The organism is Tenacibaculum sp. L6 (genome assembly GCF_028823685.1).
In the GTDB taxonomy this organism is placed as follows: domain Bacteria; phylum Bacteroidota; class Bacteroidia; order Flavobacteriales; family Flavobacteriaceae; genus Polaribacter.
The window spans coordinates 1-17,556 of sequence record NZ_JAPEHZ010000017.1 but is presented as its reverse complement, the minus strand read 5'-3'; the positions used below and the strand labels follow the sequence as shown (position 1 = coordinate 17,556).

Genomic DNA, 17,556 nt, shown 5'->3' with positions numbered 1-17,556 from the left:
CTGTTTTGTTACTTTTACACTTTTAAACAATTCCACTTTCAACTATAAGAAATGAAATTAAGAGCAGATAACATACAAAAAGTTTACGGTAACAGAAAAGTTGTAAAAGGTATTTCTTTAGAGGTAGAGCAAGGTGAAATTATTGGGTTACTTGGGCCTAACGGAGCAGGAAAAACGACTTCTTTTTATATGATTGTTGGTATGATTAAGCCAAATGACGGTCATATATTTTTAGATGATGAAGAAATAACTACCGATGCCATGTACAAGCGTGCTCAAAAAGGAATTGGTTATTTAGCTCAAGAAGCTTCTGTTTTTAGAAAATTATCTGTTGAAGATAATATTATGTCTGTTTTAGAATTTACAAACAGAACAAAAGCTGAAAGAAAACAACGTTTAGAAGAATTAATTGATGAATTTAGTTTAGGTCATGTTCGTAAAAACCGTGGTGACTTATTATCTGGTGGAGAACGTCGTAGAACAGAAATAGCTCGTTGTTTAGCTTCTGATCCTAAATTTATTTTATTAGATGAGCCTTTTGCAGGTGTAGATCCTATTGCCGTAGAGGATATTCAAGGAATCGTTGCTCAATTAAAGAATAAAAACATCGGTATTTTAATTACAGATCACGATGTACAAGCTACCTTAGCTATTACTGATAGAACCTATTTAATGTACAATGGTGGTATTTTAAAAGAAGGTACCCCTGAAGAGTTGGCAGAAGACGAAACAGTTCGTAAGGTATATCTTGGAAAAGATTTTGAACTAAAAAAGAAGAATTTTGAGAATAATCATGCCATTACTCAGAATCATTTTATAATTGAAAGTGCTAAAGAAGATGAAATTCTAGCCTCTTTTTCTGAAGTTTATCATAATCACAATTTAAAAGAAGGATTCAAACTATACAGAAAAAAGGGAAATACCAGTTCTTTCCTTGTTATCCCTTCTGATCAGACAAACTTTGTTGATTTTTGCAATATCTGTATTGATATTAAAAATATAGGCGTGAAAGGAAACATTAAAGTTTCTGATCACAGTTTCAGTAAAATTGCCAACTATAATGATTGGTGTAATTTCGAAATAGACACTGATAAAGTTATATTAACGAATAGAAACAATGAAAACTGGGATATCTTCAAAGGCGGAGACTATTCAAAAAACAAACATATAAGTAAACCTTTTGCTGAAGATAAATTATCCTTAGATAACTACCACTTCATAATGGATATTTATGATCCTGAAAAAAGTAATTAATACAAAAAACCACGTTGTTAACAACGTGGTTTTTTTATGACTTCACTCCTTTATTTGGTAGTTTTTCTATATTATTTTGACGAAAGTTTTTTATCCGAATTATTTACAAGAGACAACACTATATATGAAAGAATAATCATAGGTACTGCAACTATCTTTAAGGTGATAATTAACACTACAGATAAAACTAAAAACACATATTTTATCACATTATCTTTAAAATAAAAGTTTTTAAACTTTAAAGAAAATAACGGAATTTCAGCATTCATCAAATATGTAAATAATGCAGTTATAGTCAATAAAAAATATTGATTTTCTATCAAACCTATAAAAAAAGATTCTTTATCAAACTGAGCTATCAATGGCAATGAAATTACAAATAAACTCATTGCTGGTGTTGGTACACCAATAAAACTATCCGATTGACGTTCATCGATATTAAACTTAGCCAAACGATACCCTGCCCCTAGTGTTAATATCAATCCTAAATATGGTAAATTACTACCAGTAGCTCCGTATGTATCAACACCAAAGTAACCAACAGCATCAACATCAAAAGCATTTACCAACATTTGCATCATTACAATTCCTGGTACTACACCACTCGTTACCATATCTGCTAAACTATCTAATTGTTTTCCTAATTCTCCTTGAACGTTTAACATACGTGCAGCAAATCCATCAAAAAAATCAAAAAGAATTCCTGTCATTACTAAAATTGCCGTTGCGAAAAAGTCTCCTTTAATCGCAAAAACAGTAGCAATTGTACCACATAACAAGTTTCCTAACGTCAATAAATTTGGAATGTATTTTTTGATATTCATAGTGTTCATAATTTACAGCTAAAATAAGAAATCATTTGTTGAGTTTTATGTTTTAGCTATTTTTTGTCATATTTGTTTTAAAAGCTATAACGCAGTATTATGCCAATTATTTCAGACATATTTTCACCCAGCTTACCTTTTAAGAACGGGCATTTTAACACAATATATCGTCCTTTGTTCATGAAAAACACAATTGTGTATGACCGAACAAGAGTAACAACTTGGGATGCCGATTTTATAGATTTAGATTTTTCATTGGTAGGTTCAAAAAGCTTAGTTTTGTTAATTCACGGATTAGAAGGGAGTTCACAATCAAACTATATGATTACCACTTCTAATTACCTTAATAAAAAAGGGTTTGATACTGTTTGCATGAATCTGAGAGGTTGCAGCGGTGAAGACAATTTACTTTTAGGAACATACCACAGTGGTAAAACTGATGATGTTGATTTTATCATCAAATATCTTAATAAAAATTACAGTTATGATGAAATTATTCTTGTCGGATTTAGTTTAGGAGGAAACCTAACGTTAAAGTATTTGGGTGAGTTTAGCGACATTCCTTCAGAAGTAAAAGGAGGTGTAGCTGTTTCTGTTCCTGTTGATTTAACCTCTTCACAAGCTGAATTAAACAAGCTAAAAAACAAAATATACCTGAATGAGTTTTTAAAAACAATGAAGTTAAAACTTCTAAAAAAAGCTGAAAAATTTCCTGATTTTAAACTCAACAAAGAATTGTTATTTAAAGCAAGTAAGTTTCGTCACTTAGAAAAACAATACACAGTTCCTGTCTTTGGATTCGAAAGTCCTGAAGATTATTGGCAAAAAGCAAGCTCAAAACCTTTTATTCCTGAAATAAAAGCCCCAACATTACTTATAAATGCTTTAAACGATAGTTTTTTATCAAAAGAGTGCTTTCCAACAAAAGAAGCCAAAAACATGAAGAACTTTTATTTGTTAACCCCAAATTATGGCGGACATGTTGGTTTTATATCATCTTTTACCAATACTGAAAATGACTGGTTAGAAAAACGTATTGCTCAATTTATAGAAGAAACTATTGGAATTAAACATTAACCTAAAAATTCATAACTATATGAATCGGTTTTATGATATTTGTAAAACACTCATGTAGTTTAGCTTTTTATGATGATAAAAAAATTTGCTTTCATTTTACTTACTTTATTAAGTATTACCGTAGGAATTTCTCAAAACACCAATACTTTAACTTTATCTAAATTTTCACAAATAAGTGTAATTACTTCAGGACCTGGAGAAGCTTTATATGAAAAATTTGGGCACACAGCGGTTCGTGTAAAAGATCCTGTTTTGCAAATTGATTTAATCTATAACTACGGTATTTTCGATTTTGAAGACCCTAACTTTTATATCAATTTCACAAAAGGATTTATGAAATATAAATTGGCTCGCTACCCATTTTATTTATCCTTAAAAAGCGCACAACAAGATGGGCGTTGGGTTAAAGAACAAGTTTTAAACTTAACACAACTACAAAAAAATGAGTTTTTTAAATTTTTAGAAAACAATGCGCTTCCTGAAAACGCAAGTTACTTCTACGATCCATTTTTTGACAATTGCGCTACCAGACCACGTGACATCATCCAAAAAGTAGTAGATGACAGTTTACTTTTTAAAGATGATTTTGTTTCAGAAGATTTATCACTGAGGCAGTTAATGAATAAAGAAATTAACCCTAATACATGGGGAAGTTTAGGTATTAATATTGCGCTAGGAAGTAAACTAGATAAAATTGCTAGTCCTTCAGAGTATTTATACCTACCTGATTATGTTTTTGAGGCTTTAAAAGCTTCAAAAATTATCAAAGAAAATAAAGAAGAAAATTTAGTTCAAAAAACAAACATTTTACTAGATTTTAAAGAAAAAAAATCAAAAAGTGATGCTTTTAGTCCTTTTTTAGCAATAGTACTTTTCTTTTTATTAGGACTTTTTATAACCTATAAAGACATAAAAAACTCAAAAAGAAGTAAATGGCTTGACTTTACATTGTTTTTTACAACAGGAATTTTAGGTTTATTAATTGTATTCTTATGGTTTTTCACCAACCATTCAACAGCACCAAATAACTTTAATTTTTTATGGGCATTTGCTCCAAATATAGTTGTAGCTTTCTTCTTGCTAAAAAAAGAACCACCTATGTGGATTCGTAAATACTGTTTAGTTTTATTAGGTTTTTTACTCCTTATTCCTATAGTATGGCTAACTAAAATACAACTATACACCTACCCTATGATTCCTTTATTTGTATTGTTAGGAATACGTTATTGGTATCTACAAAAAACTTTGAAGTGCTAATTCATACCCTTGTAAACCAAACCCGAAAAGAACTCCTTTAGCATTCGGAGCAATATAACTTACATGACGAAACTCTTCACGAGCATGTATATTAGAAATATGCACTTCAACAACAGGAGTATCAATTGCTTTTACAGCATCACCAATACCTACAGAAGTATGTGTATAAGCAGCTGCGTTTAGAATAATACCATCATAATCAAAACCAACTTCATGTAGTTTATCTATTATTTCTCCTTCAATATTTGATTGAAAATATTCTAATACAACTGTCTTATTTTTATCTCTTAACTCATTAAAAAAATCTTCAAAAGAACTTGAACCATAAATAGTAGGCTCTCGTTTTCCTAATAAATTTAAATTCGGTCCGTTAATTATGATTATTTTTTTCATCTCTAGTATTTATGGTAAAAATAGCTTTTTTAACTTTCTTGTATAAAAAAAGGAAGCAATTTTGCTTCCTTTTTAAATTTTTTCTAAAATATTTATTTAGAACTTATATGTTAGTCCGAAATTAATATCAGATAAGTTTAAGTTTAGTCTAAAATTATCAGTTGAAGGAGCTCCATTAACATCTATACTTGTGTTTGAATAAGATAACGCTCCTATTGAAGCTCTTAATGCAAAATTTTCAGAAATGAAATAGTTTACTCCTGGTGCTACAACAATCGCAAAAGTATCTGAATCAGGTTGGTCTACTCCATTAACTTCACGTCCTGAAGAAACATATGATAATCCAGCCCCAACGATAAATGAGAAATCATTTTTTGGAGTAAAAAAGTAATTACCACCTAAATTTACACCAAATGAATTGTAATCTACTTCATTTCCTACAGATGTTTGCGAACCACTTCCAATAATAAGACCAGCCTCTAAAGCTATGTTTTCTGAGACAAAGTAACCTACAGATGGTGAAAAAGTAAATACACTAGCATCACTATCTCCTTCTGATGAATCGCTATAACCAGCAGTACCTGTTACATACCAATCTTGTTTTTCAAAACCACCTTTACTTCCTTCTTGTGCATTAGCCGTAAAACCTGCAGCAACCATAGCAATTACTAATAATAATTTTTTCATAATTTTTAAATTTATAATTTTAAGTTTGAGCAGCAAAAATAACTGTATTTTTATTTTTTATCATATTTTTTTTAAAAACATTTCTCTTTTTAATAATGAACTGGAATCAAACTATTTACGACTATGCTAATTATTTAAAAATTGAAAGAGGACTTTCAAAAAACTCGATAGATAGCTATACAAGGGATATAAATAAACTTTTTTTATTTGTAGAAAATCCAAAAAACACTCCTTCACCAATTTTTATAACTACAGAAACTATTCAACAATTTATTTATGAAACTAGTAAAAGTATCAATGCTCGTAGTCAAGCTCGGTTAATTTCTGGACTTCGTAGTTTTTTTGATTATTTGGTTTTTGAAGATTATCGAAAAGACAATCCAACCGATTTAATTGAAAGCCCGAACATTACGAGAAAACTTCCTGATACTTTAGAAAAAGAAGATATAGATGAGTTAATTGCTGCTATCGATTTAAGTCACCCTCAAGGAGAGCGTAATAAAACCATTATAGAAACTATTTACAGTTGCGGACTCCGTGTAAGCGAATTAATCAATTTACAACTCTCTGATTTATTTTTTGATGAGGGCTATATTCAAGTTCTTGGAAAAGGAAACAAATACCGTTTTGTACCTATTCATATTACCACTATTCATCGATTGAACTTCTATATTAATGAAATCAGATCTCAAATAACTCCTAAAAAGGAAGATGAAGATACTGTTTTTCTAAATAGAAGAGGTAATAAGCTAACCCGTCAAATGATTTTTATTATTTTAAAAGAATTAGCTCAAAAAATTAATCTTAAAAAAAGTATTGGTCCACACACATTACGACACTCTTTTGCTACTTATTTACTAAAAAACGGAGCAGATTTACGTGTTATTCAACAATTATTAGGTCACGAAAGTATTACGACAACCGAAATTTATGTCCATTTAGACAATAGCTATCTTAAAGAAGTGGTTGAATTACATCACCCTAGAAGTGGTTTTAATTTAAATGAAGAGGAAAAATAAACGAAACTTTCGGGTACAAAAAAAGGCAAGCTACCTACATCACACCGCTACGACCTAATACCCTTGCTGCGTTCCCGCCCTGGGGGATTCAAAGGGAGCTGGTTGTGTAGGACTTGCCTGTGCAAATTTACAACGATTTTTCCGTAAAAAACAACAAAATTTGCATAAAAAATCTGTAACATTTCTAAGTTTTTGAATACTAATAGGTTGTTGCTTTTATTTTTTGCTTTTAGCAGTATTAAATAAACGTAACATTAAAAAAGAATATATTTGTATCACTAACAAAAATTACACAATGGAAAATCAAGCAAACAGCAAAAGCACAATTTTAAACTACGGATTATATCTAGGTATTATTGGAGTTTTTATTCATTTAGCATTTTATGCAACAGGTACCTTAATTAAATTTGGATGGTTAAATGGAATCATTAGCTTTGTAGCAATGGTTGCTATTATCATTCTAGGAATCAAAAAGTTTAAAACCGATAATGGCGGATTTTTAACCTTTGGGCAAGCTTTAAAAGTAGGAGTTGGTATTGCTGTTATTAGCGCTGTAATTACTACCGTTTACACATTATTATTTACAAATGTTATTGAGCCAGATTTTCAAGCTCAAATGATGGAAGTACAAAAGCAAGCATGGTTAGATGCAGGTATGAACGATGAACAAATTGAAGCTTCAGAAGCTATGGCTGAAAAATTTAGTAGCCCTGTAATAACTATTCCGGTGTCTTTAGTTGTTTCAGCTTTCTTCGGATTTATCATTTCTGCAATTGGAGGCGCTATCATGAAAAAAACAGAAGAAGAACAATATTAAAACATAGTTTAAACAGGTTAAAGTTTTACATAAAAGTAATACTTCGTAACTTTACCTGATAAATTTTGAACTAATTATATGGATATATCGGTAGTAATACCTCTTCTTAATGAAGAAGAGTCTTTACACGAATTACACGATTGGATTGCAAATGTCATGCAATCCAATCAGTTTTTATACGAACTCATTTTTATAGATGATGGTAGCACAGATACTTCTTGGAGTGTTATTAAAGAGTTATCGGCTAAAAACAAATCAGTTAAAGGAATTCGTTTTCAAAAAAATTACGGAAAATCTCAAGCGTTAGATGCTGGTTTTGGTATAGCACAAGGGCAAGTGGTTATTACCATGGATGCTGACTTACAAGACAGTCCAGATGAAATTCCTGAATTATATAAACTCATTACAGAAGACAACTTCGATTTAGTTTCTGGTTGGAAGAAGAGGGCGCTACGACAATGTTGTAACGAAAAATATTCCTTCTAAATTATTTAATTGGGCGGCTCGAAAAACATCAGGATTAAAATTACACGATTTTAACTGTGGTTTAAAAGCTTATAAAAATGAAGTGGTAAAAGCAGTAAAAGTGAGCGGTGAAATGCATCGTTACATTCCTGTTTTAGCTAAAAATGAAGGTTTTAATCGTATTGATGAAAAAGTAGTACAACACCAAGCTCGTAAATACGGAGTTACCAAGTTTGGTATGGATCGTTTTGTAAACGGTTTTCTAGACTTAATTACTATTTCTTTTTTATCTAAGTTCGGAAAACGTCCTATGCACTTTTTTGGTTTATGGGGAACCTTAATGTTTATTTTCGGATTCTTGTCTGCTTTTTTTATTGGAGTGATGAAAATATACAACCTTACTGTGGGAGTAAAAGCAATACTAGTTACAAATAACCCTTGGTTTTACATAGCCTTAACTTCTATGATTTTAGGAACTCTTATGTTTTTAGCAGGCTTCTTAGGTGAGCTAATAATTAAGAGCAATCCACAACAAAAACATTACAAAATTAAAGACCAACTGAATTTTTAAACTCGTACCTTTGTACGTTTTTTAATTTGACACATGAAAGAGATTTTAAACAACGCTAAACAGTGGCTTTCTGACGCTTTCGATTCGGAAACACAACAAGAAATTCAGCAATTAATTGACGCTAATGCTGAGGATTTAGCTGATCGTTTTTATAAAAATTTAGAATTCGGAACAGGTGGAATGCGCGGAATTGTAGGCGCAGGTACCAACCGAATTAACAAATATACCTTAGGTAAAGCAACTCAAGGACTAAGTAATTACTTACACAAAACTTACCCTAATAAAGCATTAAAAGTAGCTATCGGTTACGATTGTCGTCACGACAGTGAGTGGTTGGCTAAAGTGGTTGCGAATGTTTTATCAGCAAACAACATTCACGTGTTTTTGTTTGAAGATATGCGCCCTACTCCAGAGTTATCTTTTGCAGTAAATTACTTAGGATGTGATGCAGGAATTGTTTTAACCGCTTCACACAATCCACCTGAATATAACGGATATAAAGTATATTGGAATGATGGTGGGCAAATTGTGCCTCCACAAGATACTGAAATTATCGACGAAGTAAACTCTTTAGACTTTTCTGAAATTAATTTCAATGCAAAAGAAGAATTGATAACTTCTATCGGAAGCGAAATTGATGAAGCCTTTTGGAAAGCTTCTTTAGCCAATGGTACTTTTGATATCAAAGGTCGTGAAGACTTAAAAATTGTTTTTACTTCGTTACACGGAACCTCTATCAAGTTAATTCCTGAAGTTTTAAAACGTGCAGGTTATACTCAAGTTCATATTGTTGAAGAACAAGCTATTCCTGATGGTGATTTCTCTACGGTAGAATCTCCAAATCCTGAAGAACCAGCTGCTCTTAAAATGGCAGTAGATTTAGCTAATAAAATTGACGCTGATATCGTATTAGGAACCGATCCTGATTCAGACAGAATTGGAATTGCTGTTAGAGATATAGAAGGGAACATGACCTTGTTAAACGGAAATCAAACCATGAGTATGATGACCGATTTCTTAATCAATGATTGGAAAAAACAAGGAAAACTAAACGGAAAGCAATTTGTAGGCTCTACAATTGTCTCTACCAATTTAGTGAATGAAATAGCAGATTCATACGGGGTTGAAACCAAAGTTGGTTTAACTGGTTTTAAATGGATTGCTAAAATGATTAAAGACCACCCTGAACTTGATTTTATTGGTGGTGGTGAAGAAAGTTTCGGTTATATGGTAGGCGATTTTGTGCGCGATAAAGATGCGGTTACCTCTGCCCTACTAGCTTGTGAAATCGCTGCTGATGCAAAAGCTAATAACAGTTCTTTCTATAAAGAATTATTAAACTTATATACACGTCATCATTTATATAAAGAACATTTAATTTCTTTAGTAAAAAAAGGAATGGATGGAGCGCAACAAATCAAACAAATGATGGTTGATTTACGTAACAATCCTTTTACTGAAATCGACGGTTCTAAAGTTGAATTCTTATATGATTATCAATCTTCAACAAGAAAAAATTTAATCACTGGTGAAGAAATAACAATCGATATTCCTAAATCGAATGTATTAATTTATCACACAGAAGACGGAACTAAAATTGCAGCTCGCCCAAGTGGTACCGAGCCAAAAATCAAATTCTATTTTAGTGTAAAAACTAAATTAAATACTATTAATGAAATTGCTGAAGTAGAAAATGATTTAGACGCTAAAATTCAACGTATTATTAAAGAATTAAATTTATAATGAATTACTTTAAAAAGATTATTAAATATGCCATTCCCTACAAAAAGTATGGTTTATTAAATGTACTATTTAATATCTTGTATGCTTTTTTTTCTACTCTTTCTTTTTTAGCATTAATACCAATGCTAGATGTTATTTTTAAACCCGATTCTCCTAAAGTTACTGTAAAACCAGTTTTTGAAGGTGTTTCAAAAATAATCGAGTATTTTAAAGAAACTATATCTTTTTATATATACCAAGTTGCTGGTGATGATAAAGCTAAGGCATTAATGCTTGTTGTTGGTTTAGTTATTATTACTTTCTTTTTTAAAAATATCTTTAATTACTTAGCTATGTATTTTATTACATTTTTAAGAAATGGAGTTTTAAAAGACATTAGAAACGAACTGTATAAAAAAACAATTGAGCTACCTCTTGCTTACTTTTCAGAAAAAAGAAAAGGCGATACTATGGCAAGAATTGGTACAGATGTATTAGAAATACAACATTCTTTTTTATCTATTTTAGAAATGTTAGTGCGAGAACCATTAACCATCGTTTTTACCATTGTAGCTATGGTTGCTATTAGCTTTAAACTAACGCTTTTTGTTTTTATTTTCATCCCTCTTTCTGGGTATATCATCTCTTTAATAGGTAAAAGTTTAAAGCGAAAATCAGATAATGTACAAAAAGAGCAAGGGTATTTTTTATCACTGTTAGAAGAAACTTTAGGCGGACTGAAAGTTATTAAAGGGTTTACTGCTGAAAAAGAATTTCAGCAAAAGTTTGAAGACTCAACCAATCGATTCTATCACTACTCTAACACACTATTAAACAGAACGAACTTAGCAAGTCCTGCAAGTGAATTTTTAGGAATTGGAGTTATTGCTGTGTTACTTTGGTATGGTGGTCAGCTAGTTATTACAGATGGTTCTTTAGATGGTGAAGATTTTATTGCTTATATGGGATTAGCCTATAATATTTTAACTCCTGCTAAAGCTATATCTAAAGCAAGTTACAATGTAAAAAGAGGAAATGCAGCAGCAGAACGTATTTTAGAAATTTTAGAAACTAAAAACCCTCTTGAAGATGTTGAAAATGCAGTTGATAAGAAAACATTTGATGCTGAAATTACTATTAACAATATTTCTTTTAAATATGAAGACAATTACGTTTTAAAAGATTTTTCTTTATCCATTCCTAAAGGAAAAATGGTAGCTTTAGTTGGACAATCAGGAAGTGGAAAATCAACCATAGCAAACCTATTAACTCGTTTTTATGATGTAAATGAAGGAGCAATCCTAATTGATGGAACAGATATCAAAAACATCAAAAAACATTCACTACGTCAATTAGAAGGTCTGGTTACTCAAGACTCTATTTTATTTAACGATACCATAAAAAACAATATTACTTTAGGTATTGAAGGTAAAAGCGACGAAGAAATTATCGAAGCAGCAAAAATTGCCAATGCTCATGAGTTCATTAAAGACTTACCGAATGGTTATGATACTAATATTGGTGATAGCGGAAATAAACTTTCAGGCGGACAAAAACAGCGTTTAAGCATTGCTCGTGCGGTTCTTAAAAATCCGCCAATTATGATTTTAGATGAAGCTACTTCAGCTTTAGATACTGAATCAGAAAAATTGGTACAAGATGCATTAGAAAAAATGATGCAAAACAGAACATCTGTGGTCATTGCGCACCGTTTGTCTACCATTCAAAAAGCAGATTTGATTGTAGTTATGCAAAAAGGAAAAATTGTAGAACGAGGAACACACGAAGAATTGATTTCTAAAAGTGGAATTTATAAGAAACTTGTTGACATGCAGTCGATAGGATAAAAAAAGAGAAGCAAATGCTTCTCTTTTTTTTTTATCCTTATTCTTGATTTATTTTTAATCCTAACTGCTCTCCTTTTTCAATCATAAATTGATAAGAAGCATCGTGTTCATTCGGAATTTTACCATCTAAAATAGCTTCTTTTATCGCTTCTTTTATCTGACCAATTTCTCTACAAGGTTTCAAATTAAAAGCTTCCATAATCTCTTCACCAGTAATCGGAGGTTGAAAATTACGAACTCGATCACGTTCTTCTACCTCTTTTATTTTTTGACGAACAAGCTCGAAATTTTTATGATAACGTTTAAATTTCTTCGGATTTTTAGTCGTAATATCTGCTTCACACAGTGTCATTAAAGATTCTACATCATCTCCTGCATCAAAAATTAAACGACGTACAGCAGAATCTGTCACTTCACTTGCTAAAACAATTGGACGAGAGCTTAACATCACCATTTTTTGAACAAATTTCATCTTATTGTTCAATGGCATTTTTAAACGTTTAAATAACTTATACACCATCTTCGACCCCACAAATTCATGAGAATGGAACGTCCAACCTATTTTTTTGTGATAACGTTTTGTGGGTGCCTTACCTATGTCGTGCAACAAGGCTGACCAACGAAGCCATACATCATTCGTGTTTTCAGAAATATTATCAACTACTTCTAAGGTATGATAAAAATTATCTTTATGCTTTTGTCCTTCTACCTCTTCTACTCCTTTTAAAGCAATTAGTTCTGGTAAAATTCTCTCTAACAATCCCGTTTTTTCTAACAGTAAAAACCCGATAGACGGCACTGGAGATTCTATAATTTTATTCAACTCAACCACAATACGCTCACGAGTAATAATATCAATTCTCGAAGCATTTTTTGTAATTGCATTTAAAGAGTTCTCTTCTATTTCGAAATTCAACTGGCTAGCAAACCTGATGGCACGCATCATACGTAACGGATCATCAGAATACGTAATATCAGGATCTAACGGTGTTCTGATAATTTTAGCTTCTAAATCTGCTATTCCTCCAAAAGGATCCAACAACAATCCGAAATCTTCTTCATTCAAACTCAATGCTAAGGCATTAATCGTAAAATCTCGTCTGTTTTGATCGTCTTGTAAAGTTCCCTCAGAAACTTCTGGGTTTCTACTCTCTTCTGAATATGATTCTTTACGAGCGCCTACAAACTCCACTTCAATATCTTGAAAACGCAACATTGCTGTTCCGTAAGTTTTAAACACTTGAACTTTTGGTTTGTTTGGAAGTAATTCGGCAACTTTTTGGGCTAGCTCTATCCCACTTCCAACAGCAACCACATCTACATCTTTGGCTGTGCCTCGTTGTAAAATAAAATCACGTACGAAACCACCAATTACATAGCTTTCTAGTTGTAATTCTTTAGCTGCTTGGGATATATATTGAAATATTTCTGCGGAAATTGCTTCCTTAAAATATTGTTTTTGCATACAATTATTCTCTAATCACAATAACATCGTCACCTTCAATTTTTAAAATAGTTGAAGACTTCTCTGCTACTTTCTCTTGATGCAAATTTACCACATAATCTACATTCTTTAAAATTGCTTCGCTTATTTCTGAAAAAGACTTAGGTGTAGGTTCTCCACTAACGTTAGCTGAAGTAGACACAATAGGCTTTCCAAACTCTTTAATTAGCTGAATACAAAACTCATCCTGAGGAATTCGAATAGCAATTGTATTGTCTGATGCAATGGTATTGGGTGCTAATCCTTTCGGATTGTTATAAATAATGGTAGTTGGTTTTTCGGATATTTTTAGAATTTCTAAAGCTTTTTCAGGAATATTCCCTACATGCTTTTGCAACATTTTAACAGAATCTACCAAAATAATTAAGCTTTTGGATTCTTCTCTATTTTTTAATTGATAGATTTTCTTAACAGCTTCTTGATTAGTTGCATCACAACCTAATCCCCAAACTGTATCAGTTGGATAAAGAATGGTTTTTTCTTTTTTTATGAATTCTATAATTTTTTTATAGTTCATTTGCGAAATTTGAATCAAGTTTTTTATCTACCCATTTTAATAAAAACTTTAATTTACTTTTACTAATAGTTTCCAAACTTTGTAAACAACAAAATAATACTTTATCTCCTCTTAAATTTGTTTTATATATTTTCTCTAAAATTTTAAACCAACTATATTTATGAGTATAAAATAAAGCTAAATCTTCAGTTAAAGTGCATGTTCCATTCTTTATTTCTATATGATTAGCTAATACTTGTAATAAAAATTGATTTTTATGTCTAAACCTATATTTTAGATTTCTTTTTAATAAACTAGGATTTTCTTCAAAAAAAGCTTGAATAGTAGATTTTCTAAGAGGATAAGGAGTATGGTGAATATTATAGTACTTTTCATAACCTAGTAATTTAGCCGTATCTTCTTTCACATATCTATGATTGAATATTCTTTTCTTTTTCCTTGAATTTACTATTCTTTTGTACCAAATATTTTCGTCATACTCCTTCCAATTCCCTCTTAAAAATGGATATGACTCTTTAAAGAAATCACTAGAATTTGTTTTATTAATTAAAAAGAAGTCATCATTAAAATATACAAAATGCTCTGACAAATTAGGGATTCTATAAAGCATTGTCTCTATTGTCTGAGAATTAAATACAGGTAGGTATTCTTCATACCCTTTAAACAATATTTTATGGTCTATTAGTTCTAAATTTACCCCTATATCTGAAGCTTTATCTTTCAACTTCAAAAAGTTCTTTGGTATCTGGTTATCTGTTACTACATAGATATTTTTTATAAATGTAGCGAATTTAAGTATTGATGTTATTGATATTTCTATTTCATTAATTGAATTGTACCTTGTAGAATCAACTTTATCTTCCCAATTAATTTTCTTATCTAAATATTGATTAATCTTGCTTCTCCATTCTTCATCAGAACTATCTACCCAAGTAATTACTGCATCTATTTGCATAAAATATTTTTTAAACCGCTACATCATACTCTCTAAGAGCATCGTTTAATGATGTTTTCTTATTCGTACTCTCTTTACGTTTACCAATAATTAAAGCACAAGGGACTTGATACTCTCCTGCAGCAAACTTTTTTGTATAACTCCCAGGAATTACCACCGAACGTGCAGGAACTACTCCTTTCATTTCTACTGGCTCATCTCCAGTTACATCAATAATTTTAGTACTCATTGTTAATACTACATTCGCTCCTAAAACCGCTTCCTTCTCTACTCTAACTCCTTCAACAACAATACAACGAGAACCAATAAAAGCTCCGTCTTCAATAATTACAGGTGCTGCTTGTAAAGGTTCTAATACTCCACCGATTCCTACTCCACCTGATAAGTGTACGTTTTTACCAATTTGTGCACAAGAACCTACTGTTGCCCATGTATCAACCATCGTTCCTTCATCAACATATGCTCCAATATTTACATAACTAGGCATTAAAATAGTTCCTGCTGAAATATAAGCACCGTGACGTGCTACTGCATTAGGCACCACACGAATTCCTTTCGCTTCATAACCTCTCTTTAATGGAATTTTATCGTGGTATTCAAAAATACCTGCCTCTAAGGTTTCCATTTTTTGAATTGGGAAATATAATACCACTGCTTTCTTTACCCATTCGTTAACCTGCCATCCATTTTCAGTTGGCTCAGCAACACGTAAATCTCCAGTATCTAATAAATCTACTACTTTTCTAATTGCGTTAATTGTAGTTTCTTCTTTCAATAAATCGCGGTTATCCCACGCTTTTTCTATAATTGATTGTAATTCTGTCATTTTTAAAATATTTTTCAGCAAAAATAAAATTGCTTTCAAGAATATGCCGCGAAGATACATTTTTTAAACAGATATTCCTTCCTTGTTTAATTTAGCTACATTTGCAAAAAACTTTTTTAATGGGCAGAATACTAGCCATAGATTTTGGAAAAAAAAGAACGGGAATTGCTGTAACTGACGAGCTTCAAATTATAGCTTCGGGATTAACAACAGTTGACACTTCTGAGTTGCTAACATTTTTAAAAAACTATACTCAAAAAGAAAATGTAGAACTCTTTTTGGTAGGTAAACCTAAACAAATGGACAATTCTGATAGTGAAAGTGAAGTTCTTATTCTTCCATTTCTAGAAAAACTTGAAAAAGCAATCCCTTCTATTCCTATCAAACGTGTAGATGAGCGTTTTACTTCAAAAATGGCTTTTCAAACAATGATTGATAGCGGTTTAAAGAAAAAACAACGTCAAAATAAGGCCTTAGTAGACGAAATTAGTGCTACAATTATCTTACAATCGTATTTGTACAACAAATAAATTTTCTAACACAGCGCTTTCTTTGTATTTTTGCATTCCTTAAAAATTAAAAAGTAGATGATTTTACCCATTGTTGCCTACGGAGACCCCGTATTACGTAAAGTAGGAAAAGAAATCGATAAAGAGTATCCGCAGTTAGAAAAACTAATTGCCGATATGGAAGAAACTATGTACAACGCCAATGGTGTTGGTTTAGCGGCTCCTCAAATAGGAAAAGACATCCGTTTGTTTATCATCGATGCTTCTCCTTTTGCTGAAGATGAAGAATTAAGCGAAGAAGAACGTACGGTTTTAGAAGGTTTTAAACGCGTTTTTATCAATGCTAAAATTGTTAAAGAAGAAGGTGATGAATGGGCTTTTAGTGAAGGATGTTTAAGTATTCCTTCAATAAACGAAGATGTTTTCCGTCAAGAAACCATTACTATTGAATACCAAGATGAAAACTTTGAAAAACACACGGAAACGTTAAGCGGATTACCTGCACGTGTTTTTCAACATGAATACGATCATATTGAAGGAGTTTTGTTTACCGACAAACTTTCTTCTTTAAAGAAACGATTAATTAAAAAGAAATTAGAGAATATTTCGAAAGGAAAAGTAAATGCAGGGTATCGCATGCGTTTTCCAAATGCTAAGAAATAATAAGTAGTAATACACTAAAAAATTAAGACATGGAATTTAACAAAATTATAGCTGTTACTGGTAAGCCAGGTTTATATGAAATTTTATCACAAACCAAAACTGGTGTTATCGTAAAATCAATCGTAGATGGTAAACGTTTTCCTATTACAGCGACTCACAATGTAAGTTTATTAGAAAACATCGCTATTTACACATACGAAGAAGAAGTGCCTTTAGCACGTGTATTTAAGAATATTGCTGAAAAAGCAGAAGGTAAAGAAGCGATTTCTCACAAAGAAAGTGCTGCTAAATTAACTGAGTACTTCAGTGAAGTTTTACCTGATTTTGATCAAGAGCGTGTATATGCTTCAAACATTAAAAAAGTAATTCAGTGGTACAACACCTTAGCACAAGCTAATTTTGATTTTAGTACCTTAGTTGAAGCTGAAGAAACAACTACAGAAGAAGCTTAAATCGTGAATACTCGTAAGCAACAGTTAGCCGCCTTTAATCGTTTGTTAGACATCATGGATGATCTTCGTGAGCAATGTCCGTGGGATAAAAAACAAACCTTACAAAGTCTACGTCATTTAACTATTGAAGAAACTTACGAATTAGCAGATGCTATTTTAGACAACGATTTAGAAGAAATAAAAAAAGAACTGGGCGA

17 protein-coding genes, 1 other RNA gene and 2 pseudogenes are annotated in these 17,556 nt (G+C 31.4%); 12 read left to right on the top strand and 8 right to left on the bottom strand.

Annotated features, from left to right (window positions below):
- Positions 1 to 51: 51 nt before the first annotated feature.
- A pseudogene (gene lptB, locus OU788_RS05235) lies at positions 52 to 786 on the top strand (LPS export ABC transporter ATP-binding protein); the annotation flags it as partial.
- A gap of 539 nt (positions 787 to 1,325) precedes the next feature.
- On the opposite strand, the gene OU788_RS05230 reads toward lptB, so the two are convergent.
- A complete protein-coding gene (locus OU788_RS05230) occupies positions 1,326 to 2,072 on the bottom strand; it encodes a CDP-alcohol phosphatidyltransferase family protein (RefSeq protein WP_274634197.1) in 747 nt (248 codons plus the stop codon).
- A gap of 186 nt (positions 2,073 to 2,258) precedes the next feature.
- Here OU788_RS05230 and OU788_RS05225 point away from each other — a divergent pair, with 186 nt between their 5' ends.
- Positions 2,259 to 3,155 carry a YheT family hydrolase gene (locus OU788_RS05225; protein ID WP_274634180.1) on the top strand — a complete coding sequence of 299 codons (897 nt, stop codon included), beginning with the start codon at positions 2,259 to 2,261 and terminating at the stop codon, positions 3,153 to 3,155.
- 69 nt (positions 3,156 to 3,224) lie between these two features.
- Positions 3,225 to 4,412, top strand: a complete 1,188-nt coding sequence (locus OU788_RS05220) for a lipoprotein N-acyltransferase Lnb domain-containing protein (protein WP_274634179.1) — start codon at positions 3,225 to 3,227, stop codon at positions 4,410 to 4,412.
- On the opposite strand, the gene aroQ is transcribed toward OU788_RS05220, so the two are convergent.
- On the bottom strand, positions 4,389 to 4,805 hold the full coding sequence (aroQ, locus tag OU788_RS05215; RefSeq protein WP_274634178.1) for a type II 3-dehydroquinate dehydratase: 417 nt from the start codon (positions 4,803 to 4,805) through the stop codon (positions 4,389 to 4,391). The two genes, OU788_RS05220 and aroQ, sit on opposite strands and share 24 nt — an antisense overlap.
- A gap of 96 nt (positions 4,806 to 4,901) precedes the next feature.
- Positions 4,902 to 5,492 carry a porin family protein gene (locus OU788_RS05210; protein ID WP_274634177.1) on the bottom strand — a complete coding sequence of 197 codons (591 nt, stop codon included), beginning with the start codon at positions 5,490 to 5,492 and terminating at the stop codon, positions 4,902 to 4,904.
- A 95-nt stretch (positions 5,493 to 5,587) separates the two neighbouring features.
- Here OU788_RS05210 and xerA point away from each other — a divergent pair, with 95 nt between their 5' ends.
- Entirely contained in the window at positions 5,588 to 6,511 is a 924-nt protein-coding gene (xerA, locus tag OU788_RS05205) for a site-specific tyrosine recombinase/integron integrase (protein WP_274634176.1), read from the top strand.
- A 20-nt stretch (positions 6,512 to 6,531) separates the two neighbouring features.
- Here the strand turns inward: xerA and ffs are convergent.
- An RNA gene (gene ffs / locus OU788_RS05200) (signal recognition particle sRNA small type) lies at positions 6,532 to 6,630 on the bottom strand.
- A gap of 176 nt (positions 6,631 to 6,806) precedes the next feature.
- Between ffs and OU788_RS05195 the strand changes: the two genes are divergently transcribed.
- The 4 genes and pseudogenes from OU788_RS05195 to OU788_RS05180 all read left to right on the top strand — a co-directional run bounded on the left by OU788_RS05195 (position 6,807) and on the right by OU788_RS05180 (position 11,933).
- Positions 6,807 to 7,328: a DUF4199 domain-containing protein gene (locus tag OU788_RS05195; RefSeq protein ID WP_274634175.1), complete on the top strand. Its 522-nt coding sequence runs from the start codon at positions 6,807 to 6,809 to the stop codon at positions 7,326 to 7,328.
- A gap of 78 nt (positions 7,329 to 7,406) precedes the next feature.
- Positions 7,407 to 8,364 (top strand): annotated as a pseudogene (locus tag OU788_RS05190) (glycosyltransferase).
- A gap of 33 nt (positions 8,365 to 8,397) precedes the next feature.
- The gene (locus OU788_RS05185) at positions 8,398 to 10,107 is read left to right on the top strand and encodes a phospho-sugar mutase (RefSeq protein ID WP_274634174.1); all 1,710 of its coding nucleotides are present in this window, start codon (positions 8,398 to 8,400) and stop codon (positions 10,105 to 10,107) included.
- Positions 10,107 to 11,933 carry an ABC transporter ATP-binding protein gene (locus tag OU788_RS05180; protein WP_274634173.1) on the top strand — a complete coding sequence of 609 codons (1,827 nt, stop codon included), beginning with the start codon at positions 10,107 to 10,109 and terminating at the stop codon, positions 11,931 to 11,933. The genes OU788_RS05185 and OU788_RS05180 overlap by 1 nt, the downstream gene beginning before the upstream one ends.
- 37 nt (positions 11,934 to 11,970) lie before the next feature.
- Here OU788_RS05180 and OU788_RS05175 read toward each other — a convergent pair whose 3' ends face one another.
- From OU788_RS05175 to OU788_RS05160, 4 genes are read right to left on the bottom strand one after another with little or no spacing between them, the layout of a single operon-like run.
- Positions 11,971 to 13,398 (bottom strand): CCA tRNA nucleotidyltransferase, encoded by a 1,428-nt coding sequence (locus tag OU788_RS05175; RefSeq protein WP_274634172.1) that lies wholly within the window; start codon positions 13,396 to 13,398, stop codon positions 11,971 to 11,973.
- Positions 13,399 to 13,402: 4 nt separating this feature from the next.
- The gene (locus OU788_RS05170; protein WP_274634171.1) at positions 13,403 to 13,954 is read right to left on the bottom strand and encodes an L-threonylcarbamoyladenylate synthase; all 552 of its coding nucleotides are present in this window, start codon (positions 13,952 to 13,954) and stop codon (positions 13,403 to 13,405) included.
- The gene (locus OU788_RS05165; protein WP_274634170.1) at positions 13,944 to 14,909 is read right to left on the bottom strand and encodes a Stealth CR1 domain-containing protein; all 966 of its coding nucleotides are present in this window, start codon (positions 14,907 to 14,909) and stop codon (positions 13,944 to 13,946) included. Before OU788_RS05165 ends, OU788_RS05170 begins: the two co-directional genes overlap by 11 nt.
- A gap of 10 nt (positions 14,910 to 14,919) precedes the next feature.
- On the bottom strand, positions 14,920 to 15,735 hold the full coding sequence (locus tag OU788_RS05160; RefSeq protein ID WP_274634169.1) for a 2,3,4,5-tetrahydropyridine-2,6-dicarboxylate N-succinyltransferase: 816 nt from the start codon (positions 15,733 to 15,735) through the stop codon (positions 14,920 to 14,922).
- Between the two features lie 119 nt (positions 15,736 to 15,854).
- On the opposite strand from OU788_RS05160, the gene ruvX reads away from it, so the two are divergent.
- From ruvX to OU788_RS05140, 4 genes are all read left to right on the top strand, one after another.
- A complete protein-coding gene (gene ruvX, locus OU788_RS05155; protein ID WP_274634168.1) occupies positions 15,855 to 16,265 on the top strand; it encodes a Holliday junction resolvase RuvX in 411 nt (136 codons plus the stop codon).
- A gap of 57 nt (positions 16,266 to 16,322) precedes the next feature.
- On the top strand, positions 16,323 to 16,907 hold the full coding sequence (gene def, locus OU788_RS05150) for a peptide deformylase (protein ID WP_274634167.1): 585 nt from the start codon (positions 16,323 to 16,325) through the stop codon (positions 16,905 to 16,907).
- A gap of 29 nt (positions 16,908 to 16,936) precedes the next feature.
- Positions 16,937 to 17,359 (top strand): DUF5606 family protein, encoded by a 423-nt coding sequence (locus tag OU788_RS05145; protein WP_274634166.1) that lies wholly within the window; start codon positions 16,937 to 16,939, stop codon positions 17,357 to 17,359.
- 3 nt (positions 17,360 to 17,362) lie between these two features.
- The coding region (locus OU788_RS05140; RefSeq protein WP_274634165.1) for a MazG nucleotide pyrophosphohydrolase domain-containing protein at positions 17,363 to 17,556 on the top strand (194 nt) is incomplete at its 3' end.

Bases quoted from the DNA above. Each gene is read 5' to 3' on its own strand.
- OU788_RS05185 (WP_274634174.1), top strand. From the start codon at position 8,398: ATGAAAGAGATTTTAAACAACGCTAAACAGTGGCTTTCTGACGCTTTC.
- xerA (WP_274634176.1), top strand. From the start codon at position 5,588: ATGAACTGGAATCAAACTATTTACGACTATGCTAATTATTTAAAAATT.
- OU788_RS05210 (WP_274634177.1), bottom strand. From the start codon at position 5,492: ATGAAAAAATTATTATTAGTAATTGCTATGGTTGCTGCAGGTTTTACG.
- OU788_RS05220 (WP_274634179.1), top strand. From the start codon at position 3,225: ATGATGATAAAAAAATTTGCTTTCATTTTACTTACTTTATTAAGTATT.
- OU788_RS05195 (WP_274634175.1), top strand. From the start codon at position 6,807: ATGGAAAATCAAGCAAACAGCAAAAGCACAATTTTAAACTACGGATTA.
- OU788_RS05165 (WP_274634170.1), bottom strand. From the start codon at position 14,909: ATGCAAATAGATGCAGTAATTACTTGGGTAGATAGTTCTGATGAAGAA.
- OU788_RS05170 (WP_274634171.1), bottom strand. From the start codon at position 13,954: ATGAACTATAAAAAAATTATAGAATTCATAAAAAAAGAAAAAACCATT.
- aroQ (WP_274634178.1), bottom strand. From the start codon at position 4,805: ATGAAAAAAATAATCATAATTAACGGACCGAATTTAAATTTATTAGGA.
- OU788_RS05160 (WP_274634169.1), bottom strand. From the start codon at position 15,735: ATGACAGAATTACAATCAATTATAGAAAAAGCGTGGGATAACCGCGAT.
- ruvX (WP_274634168.1), top strand. From the start codon at position 15,855: ATGGGCAGAATACTAGCCATAGATTTTGGAAAAAAAAGAACGGGAATT.
- OU788_RS05180 (WP_274634173.1), top strand. From the start codon at position 10,107: ATGAATTACTTTAAAAAGATTATTAAATATGCCATTCCCTACAAAAAG.
- OU788_RS05145 (WP_274634166.1), top strand. From the start codon at position 16,937: ATGGAATTTAACAAAATTATAGCTGTTACTGGTAAGCCAGGTTTATAT.
- def (WP_274634167.1), top strand. From the start codon at position 16,323: ATGATTTTACCCATTGTTGCCTACGGAGACCCCGTATTACGTAAAGTA.
- OU788_RS05225 (WP_274634180.1), top strand. From the start codon at position 2,259: ATGAAAAACACAATTGTGTATGACCGAACAAGAGTAACAACTTGGGAT.
- OU788_RS05175 (WP_274634172.1), bottom strand. From the start codon at position 13,398: ATGCAAAAACAATATTTTAAGGAAGCAATTTCCGCAGAAATATTTCAA.